Below are 20,348 nucleotides of genomic sequence, written 5' to 3' on the forward strand. Positions count from 1 at the left end.
AGGCCGAATGGGCATAACAGGCCAGGGGCCGTCTCAGGCGGCCGGTGCGGCCATCGAGGGCGGGACCGGCGGAGCCGTCGGGGTCAGCCGGTGGGTCAGCACGGGCAGCAGTTCGGACACGGGGTGCGGTCGGTACGCGGCGATGCCGGGCGGGGCGGGTGCCAGCGGGACCAGCAGATCGGCCGCGGCCGGCAGTCCGGCGGAGGCGTCGGCGCCCACGGATCCGTGCAGCCACAGCGTCAGCATGTACAGCTCCGGTACGGAGAGCAGCCGCGGCTGGTAGCTCTTGCCCAGGGACTCGGCCTGGCGCAGCGCGCGTTCGGTGGCGGCGACGTACGGGCCCTCGAAGAAGTGGGAGAAGGTCCAGCCGTCCGGGGTCAGCCGGGTGTCGGCCGCCGCGACGTAGCGGTCCCCGCTGCGGATCAGGAACCGCCAGCCGGTGAGCCGGGTGCGCGGCGGCCGGCCGCCGGCGGTGAGGCCGGAAACGTGCAGCCGGTCCAGGACGTGGACGGGCAGCGCCAGTTCGGCGGTCAGCGGACCCTGGAGGGCGCGCAGGGCCGGGGTGTGCGCCTCGTGGACGGCGCTGGGGGAGCCTAGGGCCGCGAGGACACAGCGCAGGGCGGGCGCGGGAGCCGGGGGAACGTGCAGCGGCATGGTGGGTCGCCTCTCACTTGGGAGACCTGTGGAACGGGGGCGGGTGCGGGTGTGGACGGCGCTGTCGCATTCTGGGGCCAGAGGGGGGCTGAGGGGCAATGACCGCGCGCCAACTCTCTGCCTCGTTTGCGGAGTTTATATGACATGTGTTCACGCAGTGTTTCGGGTAGCTGTCCCGCCCATTGCCGACAAGGCGCTTACCGGTCCCGCTGACGTGGCATTCATGCCGGGCGCGCCCAAACATGCCGCGCTGACCTCGGAGGTTACCGGATGGGGGCTCGGCTGAAAAGCGTCGGTTATCGATAACCGGCAAAGTCAGCACTGTATTTGCGCAAGGGGCCTTGCCAGGTGAATGTGCCAAAGCGCCTGTCGGCCAAACCGGCGCGCGCTCCTCGCCAGTCACGCCCCTTTCGCGTTATCGATCACGCCGCCGGGGCATCATCGACCGTAACGCGCGCCTGGGGTGACGGATCTTTTCCACGCCGGCCAGGCCCAGTCGAGGAGGGACGCTCCGATGGGGGAGAAGGTCGTGGCGGGCGGATTCGACCTGTCCGATCGGCAACGGTACCGGAGGAAGCTTCACGAGTGCCTGGAGGTACTGGAGCGACTTCTGGCGGAGAAGAGGTTCGATCGCCCGAAGAACATGATGGGGCTGGAGATCGAGTTGAATCTCGCGGGTTCCGACGGGTTGCCGAGAATGGTGAATGCCCAAGTGCTCGAACGCATTGCGAGCACCGATTTCCAGACCGAACTCGGAATGTTCAACCTGGAGGTGAACGTACTCCCGCACCGGCTCGGCGGCCGGGTATTCGACCAGCTAGCGGAGGAACTGAGCGCGGGCCTCGGGTACGCCCACCGCCAGGCCGTGGAGATCGACGCGGGTGTGGTCATGATCGGAATTCTGCCGACGATCTCCCGCTCCGACCTGGTCACCGCCAACCTCTCGGCGGTGGACCGCTACTCGCTGCTCAACGAGCAGATCCTGATGATGCGCGGCGAGGACTTCACGCTCGACATCGACGGGGTCGAGCGCCTGACCTGGACCTCGGGCTCGATCGTGCCCGAGGCCGCCTGCACCTCCGTACAGCTGCACCTTCAGGTGACCCCGGCCCGGTTCGCGGACGTGTGGAACGCGGCCCAGGCGGTGGCGGCCGCACAGATAGCGGTCGGCGCCAACTCGCCGTTCCTGTTCGGGCGCGAGCTGTGGCGGGAGTCGCGGCCGCCGCTCTTCCAGCAGGCCACCGACACCCGGCCGCCCGAGCTCCAGGCGCAGGGGGTGCGGCCGCGCACCTGGTTCGGCGAGCGCTGGGTGGACTCGGCGTACGAGCTCTTCGCCGAGAACGTCCGCTACTTCCCGTCCCTGCTGCCGATCTGCGACGAGGAGGAGCCGCGGCGGGTGCTCGCCGAGGGCGGGGTGCCGAGCCTGCAGGAGCTGGTGCTGCACAACGGCACCGTCTACCGGTGGAACCGGCCCGTCTACGGGGTGGCCGACGGGGTACCGCACCTGCGCGTGGAGAACCGGGTGCTGCCCGCCGGCCCGACGGTGGCCGACGTCGTGGCCAACGCGGCCTTCTACTACGGGCTCGTACGGACCCTCGCGGACGAGCAGCGCCCGGTGTGGAGCCGGCTGCCCTTCGCGGAGGCGGAGGCCAACTTCGACGCGGCCTGCCGCTACGGCATCGACGCCCGGCTGCGCTGGCCGCGCCGGGGACGCGGCGGGGGACTGGCGAGCGTCCCCGCGGTGCGGCTGGTCCTGGACGAGCTGCTGCCGATGGCCGCGGCCGGGCTGGACGCGTGGGGGATCGAGCCCGTCGACCGGGACCACTACCTCGGCATCATCGAGGAGCGGTGCCGGCGCCGGGTCAACGGAGCGACCTGGCAGGTGGACACGTACCACCGGGCGCTCGCGGGCGGGCTGGAGCGGGACGCGGCCCTCGCCGCGACCACGCGCCGCTACAGCGAGCTGATGCACAAGGGCGACCCGGTGCACACCTGGCCGGTGGGCCTGGCGGGGGCGGAGGTGAGCGCGTCGGTGGCCGCCGAAGGCTGATCCCGGCCACGACCGGTCCCGCCCGGTGATCCCCCCGCCCCGCCGAGGAGGCAGTATGGGGTGATCGGAACGGGATGCCCCCGCGAGCTGGCGCAGCGGGTGGCGGGACGGGAGACGGGCGTGCGGACGGAGCCGGAACCGGTGGTCGGGGAGCTCGGCGAGGGCCTGGACGGGCGCAGGGTCCTGCGCTCCGAGACGCTGCTCGTGCTCGCGCTGTCCCTGGGCGCGAGCGGCGTCTCGGCGCTGATCAGCTTCATCGGCTCGCTGACCAAGCCGGGCGGGCTCAAGGACCAGGCGGCCACGCTCAACGGTTCGTACGCGCCCGGGCGGCCCTGGCTGGACCTGGCCTGGCAGCTGTTCGGCATCGCGACCGCGCTCGTCCCCGTCCTGCTCGTCGCGCACCTGCTGACCCGCGAGGGCGCCCCCGGGCTGAAGGTACTGGGCTTCGACCGCACCCGGCCCTGGTGGGACCTGGGCCGGGGCGCGCTCGTCGCCGCCTGCATCGGGAGCGCGGGGCTCGCCTTCTACCTGGTGGCCCGGGCGACCGGCTTCAACCTGACGGTGGTTCCGGAGGCCCTGCCCGACGTGTGGTGGAAGTTCCCGGTGCTGATCCTCTCCGCGGTGCAGAACTCCGTGGTGGAGGAGGTCATCGTGCTGGCCTACCTGCTGCGCCGGCTCGGCCAGCTGGGCTGGACGCCGACGGCCGCGCTGCTCGCCAGCTCCGTGCTGCGCGGCTCGTACCACCTCTACCAGGGCATCGGCGGTTTCATCGGCAACATGGTGATGGGCGTCGTCTTCGTCCTCGCCTACCGGCGCTGGGGCCGGGTCGGGCCGCTCGTCGTCGCGCACGCGCTGCTCGACATCGTGGCCTTCGGCGGATACGCCCTGCTGGCGGGCAAGGTGGGCTGGCTGCCCACCCCGTAGACGGCCGGCGGGGTCGGCCGCTCACGGCGCGGTGAGGAGCTCCCCGTCGACGACGGTGACGGCCCGACCGGTCAGCAGCGTACGGTCGCCCATCAGCCTGACCCGGACGAGGCCGGTGCGGGCACCGCCCTGGAGGCCGACCAGTTCGGTGCGGCCCAGCCGCCGCGCCCAGAAGGGGGCCAGGGCGGTGTGGGCGCTGCCCGTGACCGGGTCCTCGTCGATGCCGAACGCCGGGAAGAAGCCGCGCGAGACGAAGTCGTACCCGTGCGAGGGGTCCTCGGCGGCCGCGGTCACGATCACCCCGCGCCGGGCGTAGCCGCGCAGGGCGGCCAGATCGGGGCGCAGTTCGCGCACGGCCCGCTCGTCGGCCAGCTCCACCATCAGGTCGCCGATGTGGGCGGAGGTGTCGTGGACCGACGCGATCCGGGCGCCGAGCGCGCGCTCCACGGCGGCCTCCGGCTCGACCTCGGTCAGGGACGAGGTCGGGAAGTCCATGACGAGCGTGCCGTCCTCCCCGGCCGTGACCGTCAGGATGCCGCAGCGCGCGGAGAAGCGGATCGTCCCGGTCGCGAGACCGCTCGTGACGAGGACGTGGGCGGTGGCGAGGGTCGCGTGGCCGCACATGTCGACTTCCGCGGCCGGGGTGAACCAGCGCAGCGCCCAGTCCGCCTCGCCGCCGGGCGGGAGGGGGTGGGCGAAGGCGGTCTCGGAGAGGTTGAGCTCGGCGGCGACCTGCTGGAGCCAGGCGTCCCGGGGGAACCCGTCTTCGAGGAGCAGGACTCCGGCGGGGTTGCCGCCGAAGGGGCGGTCGGTGAAGGCGTCGACGATTCGGATGCGCATGCCCTCGACCGTAGGGAGGCGGCGGAGCGGGCGGCAAAGGCCAATCCGGGATGACTGGCCTGGTCAGGGATGGTCAGGCCTGGTCAGGGACGGGGTGGGGATGGTCAGGGACGGGGTGGGGACGGGGCGGGGGCCGAGTGCCGCGGGACTGGCAGGGTGATCGTCATGAACTCCCGACCAGCGCACCCCGAGCCGGCGCGTCCCGGACAAACGCCCCCCGAGCCGGCGCGGCCGGGCCCGGTCCGCCACCACGACCACGGCACGTGGCTCGTCCGGTTCACCGGCCGGATCCTCGTCGTCTGCCCCAGGTGCGGTGGCCGCGCGCTCGTCGTGCCGCTGCCCCGCCTCGCGGAGCCGAAGTACTTCAGCGCCCTGCTCTTCCAGCCCCGCCGCCTCGCCTGCGCGGGCTGCGGCGCGGTGGCCGAATGGTCGGCCGGGGAGCGGGACGGCGCTCTGGTCGGCGCGGTCCCCGGTGGTACCGAGGACCCCTTCTTCCGGCGGCCGCTGTGGCTCCAGACCCGCTGCGCGGGCCGGATCCTGTGGGCCTACGACGAGGAGCACGTCGAGGCCCTCGCCGCCTACGTGGGTGCCCGGCTGCGCGAGCGCCGGGCCTCCCCGACGAGGGCGATGTTCGCCCGGCTGCCGGCCTGGATGAAGTCCGGGCGGCGCCGTGACGAGGTGCTGGCCGGGCTCGAGACCCTGCGCGGACTCGCCCGGCTCCAGGCCCCCGCCGACCGCTCCGACGCGGCTCACGAACGCGGCGACCGCCCGCGCCACCACGGCAGCGTGCTCTTCCGGGGCGGCCCGTACTAGACCGCCGCCCCCCCCGCGGGCTGGCCGCCCGTCCGTCCACCCGTCCCGTGTGCTGTTCGTTGAAGGAGTTTCCGATATATCGTTGACGCATCGCGATGGGTCAGCGATAGTAGAGACATCGCAACAGCGACAACCAGATCACCGAATGGCGAAAGGAGCGCAGTCATGCGTTCACACGGACAGCACGGACACGACCACGGACATGAGCACGGACGGGGTCACGGCCACTGCGGGCCGGACCGTCGGGAGGAGTTCCAGGGGCGGCGTGCCGCCTTCGGACCGTTCGGGCCGCCCTTCGGCGGCGGACCCTTCGGCGGGCGGGGCGGGCGCGGCGGACCGCGCGGCCGGGCCCGGCGGGGTGATGTGCGCGCCTCCATCCTGGCGCTGCTCACCGACCGGCCGATGCACGGCTACGAGATGATCCAGGAGATCGGCGAGCGCAGTGGCGGGGTCTGGAAGCCCAGCCCGGGGTCGGTCTATCCGACCCTCCAGCTGCTCGAGGACGAGGGCCTCATCACCAGCGAGAGCGAGGGCGGCAAGAAGCTGTTCACGCTCACCGACGCCGGCCGCACCGAGGCCGGGTCCGGCCCGGACGCCCCCTGGGCGGAAGCGGGCCGCGGCTTCGACTTCGAGGCGATGAGCGAGATCCGGACGGCCGGCTTCGGCCTGATGGAAGCCTTCGGTCAGGTCTTCAAGACCGGCACCCCCGCGCAGCGGGACAAGGCCCTCGCGGTCATCAACGACGCCCGCAAGAAGCTCTACCTGATCCTGGCCGACGAGCACTGAGTCCTCGTCGGCGGGACCTCCCGCACCAAGCGGCGCGCCCCGCGAGAAATCTCGCGGGGCGCGCCGGCGTGCGTGCGGGGTGCTGCCGTACGGACGTGTCCGCGCTCGGGAGAGGCGCTCAGGCGACCAGGCCGGAGAGCTTGCGGAGCGACTCGTTCAGTGCGGCGGTGGCCGAGTCCTTGAGCTTGCCGGCCATCAGGGCGACCGCGGCGCCGGTGAACTCCCCGTCGATGCGGACCGTGGTGGCCCCGCCGTCCGGCGTCAGGGTGTAGCGGGTCAGGATGGCCACGCCCATCGGGCCCTTGCCGGTCAGGGCGAAGACGTGTCCGTCCTCCAGCTCCGAGACCGTCCAGAGGACCTCGGCGGGGAAGCCCATCATCTTCATGTTCTCGGTGAAGGTGGACCCCACCGCGAGGGTCTCGGGACCGCCCTTCGGGAAGTTGGTGTGGGTCATGCTCCACTGGCCGTAAGCGTCCCAGTCGGTCAGCTGGGACCAGAGCTTCGCGGCGGACGCCTCGATGCGTGATTCCGCGGTGACTTCAGCCATGCGACCACCCCTTCTCGTCAGGTACGTGCGGCGGAACGTAGTCCCGGCGGACGCAACATTCAAGACTGACGACCTGTCAGATATTGCGGAACGGCCCGGATGCGACCACGGCCGGTGTCGGCTCCGTCTCAACAGGCGTCACGGCCTCGTCGCTCCTGACGAGCCCTGCCATGATGTCCGAATGCAAGCGTCAGGGAGACACGCCGGACTGGGCCTCGCCCTCGTTTCGGCGATCGCGTTCGGTGGTTCGGGTGTGGCGGCGAAGCCGCTGATCGAAGCGGGTCTGGACCCGCTCCACATGGTCTGGCTCAGGGTGGCCGGGGCGGCGCTCGTGCTGTCCCCGCTGGCCTGGCGCCATCGCGATCTCGTACGGCGCAAACCCCTGCTGCTCGCCGGGTTCGGACTGGTCGCCGTGGCCGGGGTCCAGGCCTTCTACTTCGCCTCGCTGTCCCGGATCCCGGTCGGCGTGGCCCTGCTGCTGGAGTACCTCGGCCCGGCGCTGCTGCTCGGCTGGATCCGGTTCGTGCAGCGCAAGCCCGTGACCCGGGCCGCGGCGGCCGGCGCGGCCGTGGCCGTCGTGGGCCTCGCCTGCGTGGTGCAGATCTGGTCGGGGCTGAGCCTGGACCTGCTCGGCGTGCTGCTCGGGCTCGCGGCGGCCTGCTGCCAGGCCTTCTACTTCGTCTTCGCCGACCAGGGCAGCGACGGGGACGACGTGCCCGACCCGATGGGGATGATCGCGCACGGCATGATCGTCGGCACCCTCGTGATGACCGTCATCGCCCGGCCCTGGCAGATCGACTGGCGGGTTCTGGGCGGCGACGCGGCGGTCGGCGACCTGATGGTGCCCGCACCGGTGCTGCTCGGGTGGGTGGTGCTGATCGCGACCGTGTTCGCGTACCTCACCGGAGTGGTCTCCGTGCGCAAGCTGTCCCCGCAGGTCGCGGGCGTGGTGGCCTGCCTGGAGGCGGTCGTGGCGACCGTACTGGCGTGGGTGCTGCTCGGCGAGCACCTCGCGACCTGGCAGATCGTCGGCGGCGCGCTGGTGCTGGGCGGGGCCTTCATCGCGCAGACCTCCCGGCCCGCCGCGCCCGGGGTCGCGGAGCCCGTTGCCGCCCTGGACCGCGATCCGAGCAAGGTCTAACATCCGATCATGCCGTCGACCGTGCTTCCGCCTCCCGCCGCCTAGCGCGGGCGGCTGCCACCACCTACGAGAACCGGCCCGGGCCGTGTCCCGGGCGGGTTCGCGCTGCCCGCGAAGCGATGACCTGCCCCTTCTCATCCTTCACGCAAGCGCGGAGACCTCTCGTGTCGAACCATTCGCCCGCCACCGGGCGCAGTCTGCTGCATCTCGTCATCGCCGGAGCCGCCTGGGGAACCGCCGGGGCGGCCGCCTCGCTCCTCTTCCTCGCCAGTGATCTCGGCCCGGTCGCCCTGTCGTTCTGGCGGTGCGCGGGCGGGCTGGTGGTGCTGCTCGCGGTACTGGCCGTACGCCGCTCCCGGCGGCCCCGCGCGTCCCGGCGGTCCGAGGGGGCCCGGGTGCCCGAGGAGGCCCGGGTGCGCGACCCGCGGGCCAGGGCCTCGGTGGGATCGCTGATCGGGACCGGGCTGCTGTTCACCCTCTTCCAGTCCGCGTACTTCGCCGCCGTGCGCGAGACCGGCCTCGCCGTCGGCACCGTGGTCACCCTGGGGGCCGGCCCCGTGCTCATCGCGCTCGGGGCCCGGTACTGGATGGGGGAGCGGCTCGGCCGGGGCGGGACCGTCGCGGTCGTCGGGGCGCTGGCCGGGCTGGCCGTGCTCGTCCTCGGCAGCGGCGGGGGCGAGGTCCGGCCGCTCGGGGTCGGCTGGGCGCTGCTGTCCGCAGCCGGGTACGGCGGGATGACCCTGCGGGCCAGGCTGCTCGGGCAGCGCGGGGCCGGCGGTGACCCGCTGGTCACCACCGTCTGGTCGGTCGGGGTGGGCACGGTCTGCCTGCTGCCGCTCGCCGCGGTGGAGGGGCTGGTGCCGCACACCGCGGAGCCCCTGCGGGTGCTCCTGCTGCTCGCGTACATGGCCACCGTGCCGACGGCGCTGGCGTACGCCCTCTACTTCAGCGGTGCCGCCGCGGTGCGCGCCGCCACGGTGTCCGTGATCATGCTGATCGAGCCCGTCGGCGCCGCTGCGATCGCCGTCCTCGTGCTCGGGGAGCGGCTGACCGGCGCGGTGGCGCTGGGCACCGTACTGCTGCTCACGGCGGTGGGTTCGCTGATCGCGGCCGAGTCGCGGCGGCCCGCGGACGCGGAGGCGGATGCGGAGTCGGCCGCGGAGCCGGGCGGGCCGCAGGTCCGGCCCGCCCCCGTCGCCGAGGTGCCGCCTCAGAGCGCGCTGAGGTAGTCCGGGGTGGCCGTGCCGGGAGTCAGGTCGGCGGCCGGGACCGGGGTCCCGTACGCCGGCGCGACCGGGACCACGCCCGACCAGAACGGCAGGCCCAGGTCCTCGGGGTCGTCGCTGGGCCCGCCGGTACGGAGCTTCGCGGACACCTCGTTCAGGTCCAGGCGGATCACGGCGGTGGCGGCCAGTTCCCTGGCGTTCGCCGGCCGGGAGTCGGCGGAGCGGCCCGGGACCACGTGGTCGACGAGGGCGTCGAGGGCCATCCGGCGCTCGTCCGGGTCGGTCACCTCGTAGGCGGTGCCGTGGACGACCACCGAGCGGTAGTTGATCGAGTGGTGGAAGGCGGAGCGGGCCAGGACCAGGCCGTCGACGTGCGTCACGGTCAGGCAGACCGCCAGTCCCGGGTCGGCCTTGCCCGCCGCGAGGAGCGGGCGCGAGCCCGTGGAGCCGTGGACGTAGAGGGTCTCGCCGACCCGGCCGAAGAGCGTCGGCAGGACCACCGGCGCGCCGTCACGGACGAAGCCGAGGTGGCAGAGGTAGGCCTGGTCGAGTATCGAGTGGACGGTCTCGCGGTCGTAGCGCGCGCGGTCGCGGGACCGGGTCGGGACGGTGCGGTCGGTGGGGGCGTACCCGGCGGCCGCTTCATCCGCGGCCGCTGCCGTGGCCGTCTCCGTCGTGCTGTCCGGGGCGGGAGTGAGGCTCATGATGCGGACTCCGTTGTATTAGTGCATACTTAGCTTTGTGCTAGGAGACTATCTGATCAGCGGGCGCCGCGCATCGGAAATCGCGGCCAGTGTCGAAGCGGGCGTCGGATCGGGCGCGCTCGCGCCGGGAGCTCTGCTGCCCCCGATGCGGGAGCTCGCGGGGGCGCTGGGGGTGAACCCCAACACCGTGGCCGCCGCCTACCACACCCTGCGCGAGCGCGGGGTCATCGAGACCGACGGGCGGCGCGGCAGCCGGGTGCGGGCCCGCCCGGCGACCGCGCCGCGCGACGAGCTGCGCATGGCCGTCCCGGCGGGGGTCCGCGACATCACCTCCGGCAACCCCGACGTACGGCTGCTGCCGGCGCTGGACGCCGCGATGGCGGGCGCCGCCCGCCGGTACGCCGCGGAACCCACGCTCTACGGGCACGACCCGGTCGTACCGGAACTGGCGCGCCTGGCCCGGGCCGGCCTCGACGCGGACGGGGTGCCGGCCGGGCCGGTGGCGGTCACCTCGGGCGCGCTGGACGGCATCGAACGGGTGCTGGCCGCGCACCTGCGGCCCGGGGACGCGGTGGCGGTCGAAGACCCGGGATGGGGCAGCGTCCTGGACCTCGTCCCGGCACTGGGGCTGCGGGTGCTGCCGGTGTCCGTGGACGACGACGGGCCGGTGCCCGACTCGGTGGCCCGGGCGCTGGCGCAGGGCGCGCGGGCGCTGCTCGTGACGGCCCGCGCGCAGAACCCGACCGGGGCGGCGGTGAGCGCGGAGCGGGCGGCGGAGCTGCGGGCGGTGCTGGCCGGGTACCCGGAGGTGCTGGTCATCGACGACGACCACGGGCACGGCATCGTGGACCTGCCGCTGAACGTACTGGGCGGGGTGACCCGCCACTGGGTCCTCATCCGGTCCACCGCGAAGGCGTACGCCCCGGACCTGCGGCTCGCCGTGCTGACCGGTGACGCCGTCACGCTCGACCGGGTCCGGGGGCGGCAGCGGCTCGGGCCGGGTTGGGTGAGCCGGCTGCTGCAGTACACGGTGGTGGAGCTGTGGAACGCGGGGTCGGTCGACCACGCCGCGGTCGCGCGGTCCTACGCGGAGCGCCGGGACGGGCTGGTCACGGAGCTGGCCCGGCGGGGGGTACGGGCGCACGGGCGCAGCGGGCTGAACGTGTGGGTGCCGGTCGCGGACGAGACGGCCGTGGTGACGGGGCTGCTGGGCGCGGGCTGGGCGGTCGCCCCGGGGGCCCGGTTCCGGGTGGAATCGGGGCCGGCCGTGCGGATGACGGTGTCGCTGCTGTCCCTGCCGGACGTCCCGGTGCTGGCGGACGCGGTGGCCGCGGCGGTCCGGCCGGCGAGCGGGGGCCGGCTGGACTGACCGGGGATCGTGGCGGGGCGGCCTAGCGGCGCCGGGGCTGGGTGAGGGCTGCGCCGGCCAGGACCACGGCCGCGCCCACCGGGGTGTTCCAGTGGAGCTCTTCGCCCAGGAGCAGGACGCCCGCCGTCGTGGCGATCACCGGGATGAAGTACGTGACCATCTGCGCGGTGGTCGGGCCGATCTCCGTGACGAGGCCGTACTGCATCTGCAGCGCCAGGCCCGTGCCCAGTGCGCCCAGGGCGATCACCGACAGGGTCGGCCAGAGCGGGAAGGAGGTCGGCGCCGAGGTGAACAGGGCGCTGACCGCCGCCAGCTGGAGGGTCGAGACCATGAGCTGGGCACCGGTCAGGGCCACCGGGGAGCCCGGGGTGGAGGCCAGCGTGCGGCGCACGTAGATCCAGCCGATCGGGTAGCAGAGCGAGGCCAGCAGGGCGAGCGCGGTCCCCTTGGCGTCGACGCCCGAGAAGCCCTGCCAGGCCCCGAGGACGGTGAGCACGCCGAGGAAGCCCAGGCCCAGGCCCGCGAAGCGGCGGCGCGTGGGGCGGTCCTCGGACAGTGCGATCAGGGAGAGGGCCATGCCCCACAGCGGTGAGGTGGCGTTGCAGATGCCCGCCAGGCTGGAGGGGATGCTCAGCTCCGAGTACGCGAAGAGCGAGAACGGGGCGGTGTTGAGCAGCAGTGCCGCCACCGTCAGGTGGACCCAGGTGCGCCGGCCGCGGGGGAGCCGTTCGCGGCGGACCAGGAGCACGGTGAGCAGGGCGAGCGCGCCGAAGAAGACCCGGCCGAGCGCGACCTGGAACGGGGCGTAGGCCTCCGTGCCCACCTTGATCAGCAGGAAGCTGAAGCCCCAGATGACCGAGAGGATCGCGAAGCGCAGGCGCCAGTCCAGCCGGGCGGCGGCGGGAGCCGTCGTGACCGGGGCGGGGGTGCGGGTGGGAGTGGGGGAGAGGGGCGGGCTGGGGGTGGCGGGTGCGCTCATGACAGCTACTTTGTCCCCCGCGACCTCTTAGGACAAGCGAGAGTTGTTGGGGGTGACGGCGTAGCATCACTTACATGTTGAACCTGGAGCGCCTGCGCACCCTCGACGCCCTCGCCCGCCACGGCTCCGTCAGCGGCGCCGCCGACGGCCTCCACGTCACCACCTCCGCCGTGTCCCAGCAGATGGCGAAGCTGGAGCGGGAGATCGGCCAGCCGCTGCTGGCCAAGAACGGGCGCGGGGTCCGGCTCACCGACGCGGGCCGGCTCCTGGCCGACCATGCGGCCCGGATCATCTCCCAGGTCGAGCTCGCCCAGGCCGACGTCGAGGCCCGGCGCGGCTGCGCGGTCGGTGAACTGCGGATCGGCGCCTTCCCGACCGCCATGCGCGGGCTGCTGCCCCGGGCGCTGGCCGCTCTGCGCGCCGACCACCCCGAACTGCGGACCCGCGTGCGGGAGCAGGAGCCGGAGGAGAGCATGGCCGCCGTGGTGCGGGGCGACCTCGACATGGCCCTCGCCATCGACTGGCACAACAAGCGGATGCCGGTGCCGTCCGAGCTCACCCGCACGCACCTCCTGGACGACTCCGTGGACATCGCCGTGCCGGCCGGACATCCGCTGGCCGGCCGCGCCGCGATCTCCCTGGCCGAGTTCGGCGAGGACGACTGGATCTCCTGGAACGAGGGCCAGTTCTGCCACGAGTGGCTCGTCTACACCCTGCGAGGCACCGGCATCGAACCCCGGATCGCGCACATCGCCGAGGAGCACCACACCCAGCTGGCCTTCGTGGAGGCCGGACTGGGCGTCTGCGTGGCCCCCCGGCTGGGGCGCGGGCCCGTGCCCGCCGGGGTCCGGCTGCTCCCGGTGTGCGACAGCGTCCGCCGCCACGTGTACGTGGTCTGGCGGGCGGACGCCGACCGGCGGCCCTCGATCCGGGCCGCCGTCGAGGCCCTGAAGCGGGCCGCGTCCGCCGAGGGGGCCGGGGCGGCGGCCTGAGCGGCCGGCTCCGCTCAGATCTTGCGGAAGTCCCAGGACACGATCGAGTCCGGGGTCAGCCGGATCCAGGCGTGCCGGCCGTCGTGCGGCATCTCCTCGATGCCGAAGTTCTTGACCGGGAAGATCCGCTCCGGCTCGGCCAGTTCCTCGCACGGCTCGCCGGTGCGCGGGGCCTCGCCCACGAAGACGGCGTTGCCGGACAGCTCCACCCCGCGCAGTTCGTCGTAGGCCTCGCCCGCGTCCACGATCACCGAGACGCGGGGGTCCTTGCGCAGGTCGGACCAGCGCCGGCTGCGGGTGATCGAGTACAGCCACAGGGAGGTGCCGTCCCAGGCGAACCAGAGCGCGCCCACGTGCGGGCGGCCGTCGGGGGAGACCGTGGCCACCCGGCAGGTGCGCTGCTCGCGCAGGAAGGCGTCCGTCTCCCCTGGGGTCATCATGATGCGCCGGCCCCGCCGCTGCGCCCCGTCCGGGCGGGCCCCGTCCACGGGCGTCCCGCCGGCGGGCGTCCTGTCGGTGGTCGGCCCGTCCGAGCGGGTCCCGTCCAAGCGTGTCTCGTCCATCCGCTCCGCGCCCCTTCACATCTGACTGTGTGTCAGGAATCATGCGTGCTCTTCCGTCACCACGCCAGGGGGAGCCATGGCCGAACTCGATCCCGCCACCACCGCACTGCTCACCGTCGAGTGCCAGAGCGGCGTCGTCGGCGAGGAGAGCGCCCTGCCGGAGCTCGCCAAGGAGGCCCGGGACTCCGGCATGCTGGACCGGGTCGCGGCCCTGGTCGAGGCCGCGCGCGGGGCCGGCGTACAGGTGCTGCACGCGGTCGCCGAGCGGCGGCCGGACGGGCTCGGGGCCAATACCAACGCACGGCTGTTCCGGGCCGCCGGGAAGCTCCCGGTGCGCCAGCTGACCGGCAGCCCGGCCGTCGAGGTCGCCGCCCCCATCACCGTCGCCGAGCAGGACCTGGTGGTGCGCCGCCTGCACGGCCTGTCCCCGATGGCCGGAACCGACCTGGACGCCCTGCTGCGCAATCTGGGCATCCGCACCCTCGTGGTCACCGGGGTCTCCTCGAACATCGCGATCCCGAACACCGTCTTCGACGCCGTGAACCTCGGCTACCAGGTCGTGGTGCCCTCCGATGCCATCGCCGGGGTGCCGGCCTCCTGCACCGCCGAGGTGATCCGCAACTCCCTCTCCCTGGTCGCCGCCATCACCACGGCCGAAGCGCTCATCACCCAGTGGGCTCCCGCACGCTGACCCCCGTGACCTGCGCGATTGCTGTCGGGGGACGAGGCCGGTCCCTTGGTTCCCGCCGTGGTCAGGTGCCGCGCAGGGCTGCTGCGTACGCTGCTTTCAGCGTGGCGACCGGACGGAGGACGCCTGTCAGCCCGACTGCTGCGAGGAGGGCCAGATGTCGGGGGGATGTGCAGACGAGGCCCATACCGCCGCGGCTCGCCAGGGCCTTCCTGCGGGCGTAGCACAGTATGCGCAGCGCGGAGCAGTCGATGAACGTTGCCGTGCGCAGGTCTACGACCACTCTGGGTTCGTCGATCTCCGTGGCGGCGTCGACGTGTGCCCTGACCTGCAGGTCGGCCGCCAGGTCGATCTCGCCGTGGAGCTCGAGCACGATGAAGCCGTTCACCCGGCGACTGCGTGCGCAGGGCCCCGTCGGTGGAACCGGCCGGGGCAGGGACAGGGCCGCTTCGTGGTCGAGCCGGATGTGGTCACCCATCGGGTTCCCCCTGATTTCGCGGGCGCTCGCGATGGCGAGATCGCCCAGAGAATTGGGACAGACACCAGGGTCCGGAGTGACTTTCCCGACGGTAGAAGGCCGGGGAGCAAATGAACGTATCGCGAGGAAAGATCAACCCGGGCGAGTGAATTGACGAACACGTGCGCGATGAGCCGGGTGGGCTCGGGTCCGGTCGCTCCGGTTCACATCCTCAAGCGGTTCCGGGTGCCCGGCAGCGGCCTGAAGCTGTGGTTCCTGCACGTCCGAGGGTGATCCGTGAGCCTATGCTGTGGGAAACACGGCAATGCACCCGCGTCGGCGACGGCTCCACTCGGACCCTCTGGCGGCGCGCGTACCGAGCCGATCGGTCCGTGAGGCTGGCGTGACCGCAGCCAAGAAGGAAGTGACCAGGGACTGAGCCGGTCGTACCCGCTTCACGCCGGCCGCGAGGCCTCACCGGCATGGCTCACGGGAACCTTCCCGAGATCGGTCCCAGATGATCAGTTCGCGCATGGCTCAGGCGCTCGCCCTGCTCCATCAGCCCGGTACATCCGATGTCGTGGAATCCGTCATCGCCATCGGTGCCGTACTCCTCGGCGTGGACGGCCTGGCCCTGTCCCTGCTCACCACCGATGAGGCGAGTGAACTCATGTGGTGCACCGACGAGAGAACCGGCCGGTTCGAAGACCTCCAGTTCACCCTGGGGGAAGGCCCCGGGCCCGAGGCCGTCCGCAACCGCGCGATGGTGTGGGCGCCCGATCTCGCGGAGGTCCGGTCGGATCGCTGGCCGGCACTCGCGGCCGAGGCTTCGGGGACCGGGGTCCGCGCGGTGTTCTGCTTCCCGATGGGTGTGGGGGTCATCCGCGTCGGCGTCCTGACCGCCCTGCGCCACACTCCCGGAACGCTCACCCCGGGCCAGACAGGTGACGCCCTCGCCCTGGCCGCGGCCCTCACCGCACACATCCTGCAAGGCGACACACCGCAGACCGACGCCGCCAGATCTGCGGATTTCCCGCCCGCCTTGCACCGGGCAGTGGTCCACCAGGCGACCGGCATGCTCAGCGTCCAACTGTCCCTCACCCTGCCCAAGGCACTCCTGCGCCTGCGCGCGCACGCCTACGGCAGCGGACGCTCCCTCACCGACACGGCCCAGGACATCGTCGACCGGCGGCTGCGCCTGGACCATGCAGGGCCGCCCCCGACCGTTACAGACAAGGATGGCTCGCCATGACCCGAGAACGTCTTATGACCGAAGTCTTCGTTGAGGCCGCCGACTCCCTGACCGACGATTTCGACCTCATCGACTTCCTTCAGCGCCTGTCGGTGCGCTGCGCGGAACTGCTCCAGGTCGCCGCGGTGGGCATCCTGCTGGCCGATCAGCACGACAGCCTCCAAACGATGGCAGCCTCCGACGAGCACACCCGCCTGTTGGAACTGTTCGCCCTCCAGCACGGCCAGGGACCCTGTGTGGACTGCTACAACACCGGGCAGTCCCGCATCGCCATCAACCTCACGGACCCGGTGGTCACCCTGCCCTGGCCGCAATTCGCCGCCCGGGCCACCCGGACGGGCTTCGTGGCGATGAGCGTGCTCCCGCTGCGTCTGCGCGGCCGTGTCATCGGCGCCCTCGCCCTCTTCCAGAAGCACCCCGCCCGTCTGACGGACGCGGACATCGCACTGGCCCAGGCCCTGGCCGACGTGGCGACCATCGCCATCCTGCAACAGCGGACCGTGGACCACGGTCAGATCGAGAACGCGCAGCTCCAACAGGCTCTGACCAGCCGCATCATTCTCGAGCAGGCCAAGGGAATCCTCGCGGAACGCTGGCAGTCCTCCGTCGACGACGCGTTCTTCACCCTCCGCTCCTACGCGCGCGCCCACAACCGCCAACTCACGAAGCTGGCGTCCGAAATCGCCGATGGCACCTTCGACACGACCGCCATCCCCCACCCAGGGGCAGATGCCGCCAAGCGTTGAATCCTCGTCCGAATTCTCACCGGACAAACCATCCGACCACGGTCGGCCCGAGAGGGGGCAGCACCCCCTGTAATTCAGCCTTCCTTACCATGTCAAGATCACTACGCCGCGCGGTCTATCTTCCCGGGTGCCCCCCACCTAATGTTCAACCCGAGGAAGCGGCGACGGGGTCCATCTCCCGCGAAGCATCGCCCTTCCAGGCTCCCAGCCCCCGAGCCGGTACACACCGAGGCCTGGCTGGAGAGCCATCGCAGTCTTACTGCCTTCCAGTCTCCGTCCTTTCCGCGTTCGAGACGGGGCACTCCCCGGTCCCGTTGTGGTGGGGACACCCCATGAGGGCGCGATCCGCGATGTCACGCCCTCATACGCACGGTCGCCGGGGGAGGGGGCGGCCGTGCGGACGGGGCTCTGCGACAGCACTGAAAGCCGCCTCACCCGGCCGCTCGGACACAGACCCTTGGTTCCGATCGGCGCGGCCGGCGAACTCTGTGCCAGATCGCGCCAATTCGGCACCGAAACCGGGCCCGGTGCTGCGTGCCGGCTGCCAATTCGAGGCGATGTATCCCAAAGGGTATTTCGCCCTTCAGCGTGATATCGAAAGCGAGTCTCCCTATGCGTGGCATCGTTGTCGTCTCGGCCGCCGCACTGATTTGCCTCACCGGAGCATCCGGCACGGCAGAGGCCCAGCCCGCAAACAAATACGCCCCATCTGCGATGGTCCTGACCTTTGCCCAAGGGGACAGCATCGAGGACACCGTCTTACGGGCAGCCACCCTCAGCTGTACACCGACCCCGCAGGGCACTCACCGTGACCCGAAAGCCGCTTGTGCGGCCCTGAACTCAACCGGCGGCTCGTTCGACCGTCTGCTGGCCGCTCCCCAGGCGCGCCGCATGTGTCCGATGATCTATGACCCCGTCACCATCGCCGCGGTCGGCGTGTGGCAGGGGAGCCGCGTCGCCTGGACGCACACCTTCTCCAATGCCTGCGTCATGTCCACGGCCGTGAGCAGCAGTCCTGTCTTCGCCTTCTGACCCGACTACCCGGCGGCAGTCAGCAGAGCCGCTGCGCATTCTTCGGCGAGGTCCTCCGCGTGTGGCGGCAGCGGTTGTCCGGCGCGCAGATGGCGGCGGACCACGGACAGCGGCAGGTCGATCAGGGCCAGGACGATGCGCTCGTGGTCCTGGGGGCCCGTCGCGCCGAGGTCCTCGGCGAGGGAGCGGAGGCGGCCGAACACGCGCCGGTTGCCCAGATCCGCGCGCTCCTTGTGCTCCTCGGACCAGTCGGCGCGGCCGAACTCCTCGGCGCCGTAAAGGAGGAGCGAGGCTTCCTGTGGGTGGGCGCGGCTCCAGGAGACGACGTGCCGGGCGGCCGCTCGGGCTGCCGGGCAGGGGTCGGGGGTGCTGCCCAGTGCGGCGAAGTACCCCTCCTGGAAGCCCTCCACGGTACGCAGCCACACCTCGGCGAGCAATGCCGTACGGCCGGGGTAGCGGTGGTACATGGACCCGCTCGGTGCGCCGATCGCCTGGGCGACGGCGGACATGGTCACGCCTGTCGGTCCGGCGGAGGCGGCCAGCCGGACGGCGGCGTCGAGGATCTGGTCGGTGTCGAAGCGGGGTGGTCTCGCCATGAATCAGAGAGTACCCTCCAGATTATTAGAGAGCAGTCTCTAATAATCTCAAGGGGAGGACGCATGGGCGTCTACAACGTGCACGAGCGCCTGCTGGCCGCCAAGGCGAGCGAGGTGGGCGCGCTCATCGACAGCCTGGCCGGCGGCGCGGCGGACCGGCTCTGGCCGCACCCGGACTGGCCCGCGGTGGAGTTCGACCGTCCACTGGCGGTCGGAGCGAGCGGCGGCCACGGCCCGGTCCGCTACACGGTCACCGCGTACGTGCCCGGGGTCTGGATCCGCTTCGCCTTCGGCGGGCCGCGCGGATTCCACGGTTTCCACGAGTACGCGGTGCTGCCCGTCGACGAAGGGCGCACCGTGCTGCGGCACACCCTCGCGATGAAGACCAGCGGCCTGGCCCGCCTGACCTGGCCCGCGGCCTATCGCCCGATGCACGACGCCTGTCTGGAGGACAGCCTGGACCGCGCCGAGCTCGCCTGCACGGGCAGGGTGGCCCGCCCGGCCCGCTGGACTCCGTACGTGCGCCTGCTGCGCGGGCTCGAACGCTAGGGCCGTACCCGACCGCGGGCCGGGGGGAGGGGCGGTCAAGGCGGACCGTGTGATTCCGGACAGGTTTTCGAGGGCCTGCACCCCGGGGGGTGGCGCGGGCGCAGGTGTGGCGGGGGAGCGGGCCGACGGGGTGGCGCAGCCCCGAAAGGGCGCGCAGGGCGGGCCGTTGTGCGGTGCGAGCGGCCTCGGGGGCGAGGGAATGCCCGGTCCAGGGTGAATGGCCGATATCCGCCCCGTCGGTCCGCTTCGGGTGGCTGCGTAACAGAACTGGCAAATCCGTACGCTACGGTAACTTCGCTGTCTGTCACCAGCGAAACACTGCGCCTTTCCGCCGGAGCCATGAGTGCTGCCCGCGTGCGCCCACCACGGAGTGAAAATTGAGCACGAATACTTTACACAGCCGCATGGAATCAATCGGATCCCATATGCCGGCCACCACGCTGACCACCCGGGAATTGACCGGGCGAACCCCGAATCTGCGGGACGTGGACGTCGAGAGGATCACCGGAGTCGCCGAGAGGCGGGTCTACGACCCGCGTCCCGAGGCCGGCGAGGACTCGTTCGGGCTGGCCCTGCGCGCCGCGCGCGACTGCCTCGCGGCGTCCCGATACGAGGCCGCCGACCTGGACATCGTCATATCGGCGTCGATCACCCGCTTCAAGGACGCTGACCGCTTCTACTTCGAACCGTCCTTCGCGGGCTCCCTCGCCCGGGAAATGGGCGCCCGCTCCGCCCTGCACTTCGACGTCTCCAACGCCTGCGCCGGAATGATGACCGGCGTGTACGTGCTCGACCGGATGATCCGTTCCGGCGCGGTCCGCAGCGGCATGGTCGTCAGCGGTGAGCAGGCGACCCGCGTCGCCGAGACGGCGGCCCGTGAGATCGGCGACTCCTACGACGCGCAGTTCGCCGCCCTCTCCGTCGGCGACTCCGCCGCCGCGGTCATCATGGACCGGTCCGTGGACGAGTCCGACCGGATCCACTACATCGACCTGATGACCTGTGCGGAGTACTCGCACCTGTGCATGGGAATGCCGAGCGATCGCACCGAGGGAATCGCGCTCTACACGGACAACAAGAAGATGCACAACAAGGACCGGCTCGCCCTCTGGCCCAGATTCCACGGCGATCTGCTGTCCAAGAACGGCCGCGATTTCGCGGGTGAGGAATTCGACTACGTCATTCAGCACCAGGTCGGCGCCCGGTTCATCGACTACGTGAACCAGACGGGCGAGGCGGAGTTCGGCACGCCGATGCCCACCTCGCTCGCCGTCGTCGAGAAGTACGGCAACACCGCCACCACCTCGCACTTCCTGACGTTGCGCGAACACCTCGCCGCGGGCACCGCCCGGCGCGGTTCCACCTTCCTGCTGGTCCCCGCCGCCTCCGGCTTGGTCACCGGAGCCCTGTCGGCCACCGTCACGAACCTGGGGGTCTGAA

The 20,348-nt window shown here is 71.9% G+C and carries 22 protein-coding genes; 14 read left to right on the forward strand and 8 right to left on the reverse strand.

Annotated features, from left to right (window positions below; all coding sequences use genetic code 11):
• Window positions 1-33: 33 nt before the first annotated feature.
• Complete coding sequence (locus OG904_RS26950; RefSeq protein ID WP_405495226.1) at window positions 34-654, reverse strand: hypothetical protein; 621 nt, start codon at window positions 652-654, stop codon at window positions 34-36.
• A gap of 514 nt (window positions 655-1,168) precedes the next feature.
• Between OG904_RS26950 and OG904_RS26955 the strand changes: the two genes are divergently transcribed.
• Both OG904_RS26955 and OG904_RS26960 read left to right on the forward strand, forming a co-directional pair.
• A complete protein-coding gene (locus OG904_RS26955) occupies window positions 1,169-2,704 on the forward strand; it encodes a glutamate-cysteine ligase family protein (protein ID WP_405495228.1) in 1,536 nt (511 codons plus the stop codon).
• A gap of 120 nt (window positions 2,705-2,824) precedes the next feature.
• Window positions 2,825-3,628 carry a CPBP family intramembrane glutamic endopeptidase gene (locus tag OG904_RS26960; RefSeq protein ID WP_405498291.1) on the forward strand — a complete coding sequence of 268 codons (804 nt, stop codon included), beginning with the start codon at window positions 2,825-2,827 and terminating at the stop codon, window positions 3,626-3,628.
• A gap of 21 nt (window positions 3,629-3,649) precedes the next feature.
• Here the strand turns inward: OG904_RS26960 and OG904_RS26965 are convergent, their stop codons facing one another.
• A complete protein-coding gene (locus tag OG904_RS26965; protein WP_405495230.1) occupies window positions 3,650-4,468 on the reverse strand; it encodes a PhzF family phenazine biosynthesis protein in 819 nt (272 codons plus the stop codon).
• Between the two features lie 165 nt (window positions 4,469-4,633).
• Between OG904_RS26965 and OG904_RS26970 the strand changes: the two genes are divergently transcribed.
• Window positions 4,634-5,281, forward strand: coding sequence for a hypothetical protein (locus tag OG904_RS26970; RefSeq protein ID WP_405495232.1), 648 nt, complete (start codon window positions 4,634-4,636; stop codon window positions 5,279-5,281).
• A 165-nt stretch (window positions 5,282-5,446) separates the two neighbouring features.
• Window positions 5,447-6,067 carry a PadR family transcriptional regulator gene (locus tag OG904_RS26975; protein ID WP_405495234.1) on the forward strand — a complete coding sequence of 207 codons (621 nt, stop codon included), beginning with the start codon at window positions 5,447-5,449 and terminating at the stop codon, window positions 6,065-6,067.
• 118 nt (window positions 6,068-6,185) lie between these two features.
• On the opposite strand, the gene OG904_RS26980 is transcribed toward OG904_RS26975, so the two are convergent.
• Complete coding sequence (locus tag OG904_RS26980; RefSeq protein ID WP_405495236.1) at window positions 6,186-6,614, reverse strand: SRPBCC family protein; 429 nt, start codon at window positions 6,612-6,614, stop codon at window positions 6,186-6,188.
• A 181-nt stretch (window positions 6,615-6,795) separates the two neighbouring features.
• On the opposite strand from OG904_RS26980, the gene OG904_RS26985 reads away from it, so the two are divergent.
• Window positions 6,796-7,755 carry an EamA family transporter gene (locus OG904_RS26985; protein ID WP_405495238.1) on the forward strand — a complete coding sequence of 320 codons (960 nt, stop codon included), beginning with the start codon at window positions 6,796-6,798 and terminating at the stop codon, window positions 7,753-7,755.
• Window positions 7,756-7,919: 164 nt separating this feature from the next.
• Window positions 7,920-8,984, forward strand: a complete 1,065-nt coding sequence (locus tag OG904_RS26990; protein WP_405495240.1) for a DMT family transporter — start codon at window positions 7,920-7,922, stop codon at window positions 8,982-8,984.
• On the opposite strand, the gene OG904_RS26995 is transcribed toward OG904_RS26990, so the two are convergent.
• The gene (locus OG904_RS26995; protein WP_405495242.1) at window positions 8,966-9,685 is read right to left on the reverse strand and encodes a pyridoxamine 5'-phosphate oxidase family protein; all 720 of its coding nucleotides are present in this window, start codon (window positions 9,683-9,685) and stop codon (window positions 8,966-8,968) included. The two genes, OG904_RS26990 and OG904_RS26995, sit on opposite strands and share 19 nt — an antisense overlap.
• 37 nt (window positions 9,686-9,722) lie before the next feature.
• Between OG904_RS26995 and OG904_RS27000 the strand changes: the two genes are divergently transcribed.
• Entirely contained in the window at window positions 9,723-11,054 is a 1,332-nt protein-coding gene (locus OG904_RS27000) for an aminotransferase class I/II-fold pyridoxal phosphate-dependent enzyme (RefSeq protein ID WP_405495244.1), read from the forward strand.
• A gap of 22 nt (window positions 11,055-11,076) precedes the next feature.
• On the opposite strand, the gene OG904_RS27005 is transcribed toward OG904_RS27000, so the two are convergent.
• Window positions 11,077-12,033 carry a DMT family transporter gene (locus OG904_RS27005; RefSeq protein WP_405495246.1) on the reverse strand — a complete coding sequence of 319 codons (957 nt, stop codon included), beginning with the start codon at window positions 12,031-12,033 and terminating at the stop codon, window positions 11,077-11,079.
• A gap of 74 nt (window positions 12,034-12,107) precedes the next feature.
• Here OG904_RS27005 and OG904_RS27010 point away from each other — a divergent pair, with 74 nt between their 5' ends.
• Window positions 12,108-13,025 carry a LysR substrate-binding domain-containing protein gene (locus OG904_RS27010; protein ID WP_405495248.1) on the forward strand — a complete coding sequence of 306 codons (918 nt, stop codon included), beginning with the start codon at window positions 12,108-12,110 and terminating at the stop codon, window positions 13,023-13,025.
• Window positions 13,026-13,039: 14 nt separating this feature from the next.
• Here the strand turns inward: OG904_RS27010 and OG904_RS27015 are convergent, their stop codons facing one another.
• Window positions 13,040-13,465, reverse strand: a complete 426-nt coding sequence (locus OG904_RS27015) for a pyridoxamine 5'-phosphate oxidase family protein (RefSeq protein ID WP_405498293.1) — start codon at window positions 13,463-13,465, stop codon at window positions 13,040-13,042.
• Window positions 13,466-13,664: 199 nt separating this feature from the next.
• On the opposite strand from OG904_RS27015, the gene OG904_RS27020 reads away from it, so the two are divergent.
• Window positions 13,665-14,279 carry a cysteine hydrolase gene (locus OG904_RS27020; RefSeq protein ID WP_405495250.1) on the forward strand — a complete coding sequence of 205 codons (615 nt, stop codon included), beginning with the start codon at window positions 13,665-13,667 and terminating at the stop codon, window positions 14,277-14,279.
• A gap of 61 nt (window positions 14,280-14,340) precedes the next feature.
• Here the strand turns inward: OG904_RS27020 and OG904_RS27025 are convergent, their stop codons facing one another.
• Window positions 14,341-14,754 carry an STAS domain-containing protein gene (locus tag OG904_RS27025; protein ID WP_405495252.1) on the reverse strand — a complete coding sequence of 138 codons (414 nt, stop codon included), beginning with the start codon at window positions 14,752-14,754 and terminating at the stop codon, window positions 14,341-14,343.
• Between the two features lie 511 nt (window positions 14,755-15,265).
• On the opposite strand from OG904_RS27025, the gene OG904_RS27030 reads away from it, so the two are divergent.
• The 3 genes from OG904_RS27030 to OG904_RS27040 all read left to right on the forward strand — a co-directional run bounded on the left by OG904_RS27030 (window position 15,266) and on the right by OG904_RS27040 (window position 17,763).
• Window positions 15,266-15,985 carry an ANTAR domain-containing protein gene (locus tag OG904_RS27030; protein ID WP_405495254.1) on the forward strand — a complete coding sequence of 240 codons (720 nt, stop codon included), beginning with the start codon at window positions 15,266-15,268 and terminating at the stop codon, window positions 15,983-15,985.
• Window positions 15,982-16,731 carry a GAF domain-containing protein gene (locus OG904_RS27035; RefSeq protein WP_405495256.1) on the forward strand — a complete coding sequence of 250 codons (750 nt, stop codon included), beginning with the start codon at window positions 15,982-15,984 and terminating at the stop codon, window positions 16,729-16,731. The genes OG904_RS27030 and OG904_RS27035 overlap by 4 nt, the downstream gene beginning before the upstream one ends.
• 612 nt (window positions 16,732-17,343) lie before the next feature.
• A complete protein-coding gene (locus OG904_RS27040; protein ID WP_405495258.1) occupies window positions 17,344-17,763 on the forward strand; it encodes a subtilase-type protease inhibitor in 420 nt (139 codons plus the stop codon).
• Between the two features lie 5 nt (window positions 17,764-17,768).
• Here OG904_RS27040 and OG904_RS27045 read toward each other — a convergent pair whose 3' ends face one another.
• Window positions 17,769-18,359 (reverse strand): TetR/AcrR family transcriptional regulator, encoded by a 591-nt coding sequence (locus tag OG904_RS27045; protein WP_405495260.1) that lies wholly within the window; start codon window positions 18,357-18,359, stop codon window positions 17,769-17,771.
• 63 nt (window positions 18,360-18,422) lie between these two features.
• Between OG904_RS27045 and OG904_RS27050 the strand changes: the two genes are divergently transcribed.
• Window positions 18,423-18,908 (forward strand): SRPBCC family protein, encoded by a 486-nt coding sequence (locus tag OG904_RS27050; protein WP_405495262.1) that lies wholly within the window; start codon window positions 18,423-18,425, stop codon window positions 18,906-18,908.
• Window positions 18,909-19,393: 485 nt separating this feature from the next.
• On the forward strand, window positions 19,394-20,347 hold the full coding sequence (locus tag OG904_RS27055; RefSeq protein ID WP_405495264.1) for a 3-oxoacyl-ACP synthase III family protein: 954 nt from the start codon (window positions 19,394-19,396) through the stop codon (window positions 20,345-20,347).
• Window position 20,348 lies beyond the last annotated feature (1 nt).

The sequence above is a fragment of the Streptomyces sp. NBC_00096 genome (assembly GCF_045041305.1).
GTDB lineage: Bacteria > Actinomycetota > Actinomycetes > Streptomycetales > Streptomycetaceae > Streptomyces.

Bases quoted from the DNA above. Each gene is read 5' to 3' on its own strand.
- OG904_RS27030 (WP_405495254.1), top strand. From the start codon at position 15,266: ATGGCTCAGGCGCTCGCCCTGCTCCATCAGCCCGGTACATCCGATGTC.
- OG904_RS27040 (WP_405495258.1), top strand. From the start codon at position 17,344: ATGCGTGGCATCGTTGTCGTCTCGGCCGCCGCACTGATTTGCCTCACC.
- OG904_RS27050 (WP_405495262.1), top strand. From the start codon at position 18,423: ATGGGCGTCTACAACGTGCACGAGCGCCTGCTGGCCGCCAAGGCGAGC.
- OG904_RS27025 (WP_405495252.1), bottom strand. From the start codon at position 14,754: ATGGGTGACCACATCCGGCTCGACCACGAAGCGGCCCTGTCCCTGCCC.
- OG904_RS26995 (WP_405495242.1), bottom strand. From the start codon at position 9,685: ATGAGCCTCACTCCCGCCCCGGACAGCACGACGGAGACGGCCACGGCA.
- OG904_RS26965 (WP_405495230.1), bottom strand. From the start codon at position 4,468: ATGCGCATCCGAATCGTCGACGCCTTCACCGACCGCCCCTTCGGCGGC.
- OG904_RS27020 (WP_405495250.1), top strand. From the start codon at position 13,665: ATGGCCGAACTCGATCCCGCCACCACCGCACTGCTCACCGTCGAGTGC.
- OG904_RS26985 (WP_405495238.1), top strand. From the start codon at position 6,796: ATGCAAGCGTCAGGGAGACACGCCGGACTGGGCCTCGCCCTCGTTTCG.
- OG904_RS26980 (WP_405495236.1), bottom strand. From the start codon at position 6,614: ATGGCTGAAGTCACCGCGGAATCACGCATCGAGGCGTCCGCCGCGAAG.
- OG904_RS27010 (WP_405495248.1), top strand. From the start codon at position 12,108: ATGTTGAACCTGGAGCGCCTGCGCACCCTCGACGCCCTCGCCCGCCAC.
- OG904_RS27005 (WP_405495246.1), bottom strand. From the start codon at position 12,033: ATGAGCGCACCCGCCACCCCCAGCCCGCCCCTCTCCCCCACTCCCACC.
- OG904_RS27045 (WP_405495260.1), bottom strand. From the start codon at position 18,359: ATGGCGAGACCACCCCGCTTCGACACCGACCAGATCCTCGACGCCGCC.
- OG904_RS26955 (WP_405495228.1), top strand. From the start codon at position 1,169: ATGGGGGAGAAGGTCGTGGCGGGCGGATTCGACCTGTCCGATCGGCAA.
- OG904_RS27015 (WP_405498293.1), bottom strand. From the start codon at position 13,465: ATGATGACCCCAGGGGAGACGGACGCCTTCCTGCGCGAGCAGCGCACC.
- OG904_RS26970 (WP_405495232.1), top strand. From the start codon at position 4,634: ATGAACTCCCGACCAGCGCACCCCGAGCCGGCGCGTCCCGGACAAACG.
- OG904_RS26975 (WP_405495234.1), top strand. From the start codon at position 5,447: ATGCGTTCACACGGACAGCACGGACACGACCACGGACATGAGCACGGA.
- OG904_RS26950 (WP_405495226.1), bottom strand. From the start codon at position 654: ATGCCGCTGCACGTTCCCCCGGCTCCCGCGCCCGCCCTGCGCTGTGTC.
- OG904_RS27035 (WP_405495256.1), top strand. From the start codon at position 15,982: ATGACCCGAGAACGTCTTATGACCGAAGTCTTCGTTGAGGCCGCCGAC.